Genomic DNA, 3,544 nt, shown 5'->3' on the forward strand with positions numbered 1-3,544 from the left:
GCTCCAGGTGACCCGGTATTCGGCCGACCAGGCCGAGCCGACCAGGCCGCCCCAGCGGAGCCGCAGGCCGTAGGTGGGGGCCGGGGTTTTCTCCCGGGCTTCGGTTTCCCGGTAGGGGTCCTTCCACACCCTCCGGAACGGCTGCCACACACCCGAAAGATCCAACGATCCCGCTCGGGTTTTTGCCTCGGCGCCGAGCGTGAGGCCCGGCGGCCCCTCGGTCTCCAAAGGGGTGCCGGCGTGGAGGGTCACCCCGGCGCCCGGCACAGCCCACCGCAGGTCGAAGAGGCCGACCGGAAGCGCCCGCACGAACGGGTCGGAGGGGGCGTCGAGGCCGCCGGTGTGACGGTTCTTCCCCGAGGCCGCGAGCTGGTCCGTGGTCCAAAACGCTCCCGCCCCGGCCTCGATCCGGCCGTGGATCCCGCCGGCCGGGGGGCCGGGCCGCGGCTGCGCCCAGGCGCCGACGGCCAGGGTCAAGGCAAGAAGGGGCAGAACCGTCACCCTGCGCACGGGGCACCTCGATGTGAGAGGAGGGAAAGCGGCGGTATACGGCAAGAGGGCCTGTTTGCAGCAACAAGAACTGTCCGCCTGGGCCGCCGCGGCCGGACCAAAGGACCGGCGACCGTGTCAGGTGCCAGAGGACAGAAGACAGAGGACAGGGGGTTTCTGATATCTGTCCTCTGAATTCTGATCCCTGACACGGCAGCCGCTCCCACGGGTTGGCCGGCCCGATGACGCCGGGATCCCAAGTGTTCTTCGCCGCCTAGCTGCCGAGCCGCCCAGCCGCCTAGCCGGAAGTTATTGGAATGTCGCCCCGTGCCCGTGGGTTCAGTCGGGGGCGTCCGCGTCGTCGCCCGATTCTCCCCCGAGGTGCCGGAGCACGTCCAGGAGCCGGGGGGCCGGGTCGTCGGCCAGGGGCAGGCGCTCGGGGTGCCAGTCGGGCCGGTGGGCCGTGGTGGCGATGGCCTCCTCGACCCGCAGGGCCACGAAATCGGCCAGGGCCTCCTGGGCCCGGCGCCTCTGGAACGAGGCGCCCTCGAGGCTCGTGGCGTAAAGGGGCGGCAGGCGGTTCAGGGCGTAGGCCATGATGTCGTGGAGGTTGGTGCGCACGGCCCGGAGCACCTCTGGGTCCTCGCAACGGCGCTCCACCTCGGCCCACACGAGTTCCTCCATGATGTTCCGGTACCGGCCGGCCGCGGGCACCCGGACCTCCCCGGATTCCAGGGCCTCGCGGAGCCGGTCCAGGGCCTCACGCTCCTCCCCGGTGGGCTCGCGGGCCTGGAGGAGCCGCAGGAGTTCCATGGCCTGGTCGGGCGGGCAGACGCGGCTTTCGAGGATGGCCTGCACGGTGCGGCGGATCTCCATGACCGAACTCCCTGCGACGACTGGGAAACGGGTTTCCGATCGGCCGGGGCGCTCCCGCGCTTGAGCCGGGGCCTTCGATTTTTTTTCGCCAAGCCCCCTAAAGCCCGGGGTGGGGCCTGCCGATCCGTGGGTTGACGACAGGATGGGCGGGGCCGCCCCCGGGCCGGACACGGAGGTTTCGGCCGCGCCCCGTCCGGGCGGGAAGGACACGGAGGTCCGCCCCTCCCTTTTTCTCCCCGCCCTGGCACGACACCTCCGGAACGTGACACAATGGCGACCCTCGCGGGTCGCCTTTTTCGTTGGAGCCCCACACCAGAGCGGCCCGCCCCGGCGCGGAGGACGGCATGGATCGGGCGGAACGCAGGCGGGAACTCCTGGAGCTGTTTCACGAGCGGGCCGCCATCGCCCGCACCTTCGGCATGCGGCTTTCGTTCGACGAGGACGACCGGGCCGTGATCACCCTGCCCTACAACCCGGGCCTCGACCACGGGTTCGGCGGCGTCCACGGCGGGGTGTACGCGACGCTCCTCGACTCGGCGGGGTGGTTCGCCTGCGCCGTGGCCCGGCCCGAGCCGTGCTGGATCGCCACGTCGGAGATGTCGGTCCACTTCCTGCGGCCGGCGATCCGGGTGGCCTTGCGGGCCGTGGGGGAGGTGCTGAAGCCCGGAAAGCGCCAGGACGTTGCCCAGATGTTCCTGTGGGACGAGAACGGGGAGCTGGTGGGGCACGCCACGGGCACGTTCCTCGCGCTGCCCCACATCCCCCGGGACACCGGAAACGGAGGGACCCCATGAGCGATCTGCGGGAACTGGTGCTCCGAAACCGGAGCTACCGGCGGTTCGACGAGTCGCACCGCATCGGCCGGGACACCCTGGTGGAGTTGGTGGATCTCGCGCGCCACACGGCCTCGGCCGCGAACCGCCAGCCGCTTCGCTACATCCTGTCGTGCGACCCCGAGACCAACGCGAAGATCTTCCCGTGCCTGGCCTGGGCCGCCTACCTCAGGGACTGGCCCGGTCCCGGCCCGGGGGAGCGGCCCACGGCCTACATCGTGATCACCGTGGACACCCGGATCGCCAAGAACTGGTGGTGCGACGACGGCATCGCCGCCCAGACCATGCTCCTGGGCGCCGTGGAGCGCGGCCTCGGGGGCTGCATGATCGGCGCCATCCAGAAGGACCGGCTGCGCGAGGCCCTCGCGATCCCGGAGCACCTCTTCATCCGGCTCGTGCTCGCGCTCGGCAAGCCCGCCGAGACCGTGGTGATCGAGGACCTGGAGCCCGGCGGCGACATCCGGTACTGGCGCGACGAGAAAGGCGTGCACCACGTGCCCAAACGGCGCCTGGAAGAACTCATCGTGGCCGGTTGACCCCCCGGCCGCCGGCTTGATAGAAGGGCCCCTCGTTTCGGCGGGGGGCCTTTTGTTCTCGTTGGGGCCGACGGCGTGAAGGAGGGAAACGATGAGGAAGGCGGTGGCGTGGATCGCGGTGGCGGCCGCGGCCGTGGCGGGGTCGGCCTGGGCGCTGCGGGACGAGGTGGAGTTGCCCCGGGCCCGGCGGGGCGTGGTGGTGCTGCCCCACCGGCAGCACGTGGAGGAATGGGGCGTGGAGTGCGACCGGTGCCACCACAACATCGCGATGATCCGCCGCAACGAAACCGACTGCAAAGGTTGCCACCTGAACCTCCAGCACGAGGGGCTGTGCCACGACTGCCACCTCTCGAACCGCGAAGACGGGTACGCCGAGAGGTACACGGCCCTCAAGAAGAAGCTCGGGGTGCAGAAGATCCCCACGCTCTTCAAGGCGTTCCACGGGTTGTGCCGGGGGTGCCACGCCGAGGTGAACGAGAAGGAGGGGAAGAAGGCGCCCTACGAGTGCGGGGGGTGCCACGGGGAGTGAGCAGAGGGCCGTTGTTGCGCCCCCTCCCCCTGTTCCCCTCCCCCCAGGGGAGGGGGAACCGCTTCGCGGCGGCTGGGAGCCCGGCCGTCTGTCTCCCTCTCCCCCCGAGGGGGAGAGGGCCGGGGTGAGGGGGGCCGTTGTTGCTCCCCCTCCCACTATCCCCCTCCCACCAGGGGAGGGGGAACCGCTTCGCGGCGGCTGGGAACCCCGGCCGTCTGTCTCCCTCTCCCCCCGAGGGGGAGAGGGCCGGGGTGAGGGGGGCCGTTGTTGCTCCCCCTCCC

General features: G+C 71.2%; 5 protein-coding genes. 3 read left to right on the forward strand and 2 right to left on the reverse strand.

Going from position 1 to position 3,544, the window contains the following annotated elements; genetic code table 11:
- Together ACY0I8_RS17005 and ACY0I8_RS17010 are read right to left on the reverse strand one after the other, a co-directional pair.
- Positions 1 to 510, reverse strand: a 510-nt coding sequence (locus ACY0I8_RS17005) for a DUF2860 family protein (RefSeq protein WP_461395696.1), incomplete at its 3' end; no start/stop codon positions are given.
- Between the two features lie 318 nt (positions 511 to 828).
- Positions 829 to 1,365: a late competence development ComFB family protein gene (locus tag ACY0I8_RS17010; RefSeq protein WP_461395697.1), complete on the reverse strand. Its 537-nt coding sequence runs from the start codon at positions 1,363 to 1,365 to the stop codon at positions 829 to 831.
- 344 nt (positions 1,366 to 1,709) lie between these two features.
- Between ACY0I8_RS17010 and ACY0I8_RS17015 the strand changes: the two genes are divergently transcribed.
- The 3 genes from ACY0I8_RS17015 to ACY0I8_RS17025 all read left to right on the forward strand — a co-directional run bounded on the left by ACY0I8_RS17015 (position 1,710) and on the right by ACY0I8_RS17025 (position 3,263).
- Entirely contained in the window at positions 1,710 to 2,159 is a 450-nt protein-coding gene (locus ACY0I8_RS17015; RefSeq protein ID WP_461395698.1) for a PaaI family thioesterase, read from the forward strand.
- Positions 2,156 to 2,734, forward strand: coding sequence for a nitroreductase family protein (locus ACY0I8_RS17020; RefSeq protein WP_461395699.1), 579 nt, complete (start codon positions 2,156 to 2,158; stop codon positions 2,732 to 2,734). Before ACY0I8_RS17015 ends, ACY0I8_RS17020 begins: the two co-directional genes overlap by 4 nt.
- Before the next feature lie 91 nt (positions 2,735 to 2,825).
- Positions 2,826 to 3,263 (forward strand): cytochrome c3 family protein, encoded by a 438-nt coding sequence (locus tag ACY0I8_RS17025; RefSeq protein ID WP_461395700.1) that lies wholly within the window; start codon positions 2,826 to 2,828, stop codon positions 3,261 to 3,263.
- Positions 3,264 to 3,544 lie beyond the last annotated feature (281 nt).

The organism is Deferrisoma sp., from assembly GCF_054681715.1.

Coding starts and splice junctions, on each gene's coding strand:
- ACY0I8_RS17010 (WP_461395697.1), bottom strand. CDS start 1,365: ATGGAGATCCGCCGCACCGTGCAGGCCATCCTCGAAAGCCGCGTCTGC.
- ACY0I8_RS17015 (WP_461395698.1), top strand. CDS start 1,710: ATGGATCGGGCGGAACGCAGGCGGGAACTCCTGGAGCTGTTTCACGAG.
- ACY0I8_RS17020 (WP_461395699.1), top strand. CDS start 2,156: ATGAGCGATCTGCGGGAACTGGTGCTCCGAAACCGGAGCTACCGGCGG.
- ACY0I8_RS17025 (WP_461395700.1), top strand. CDS start 2,826: ATGAGGAAGGCGGTGGCGTGGATCGCGGTGGCGGCCGCGGCCGTGGCG.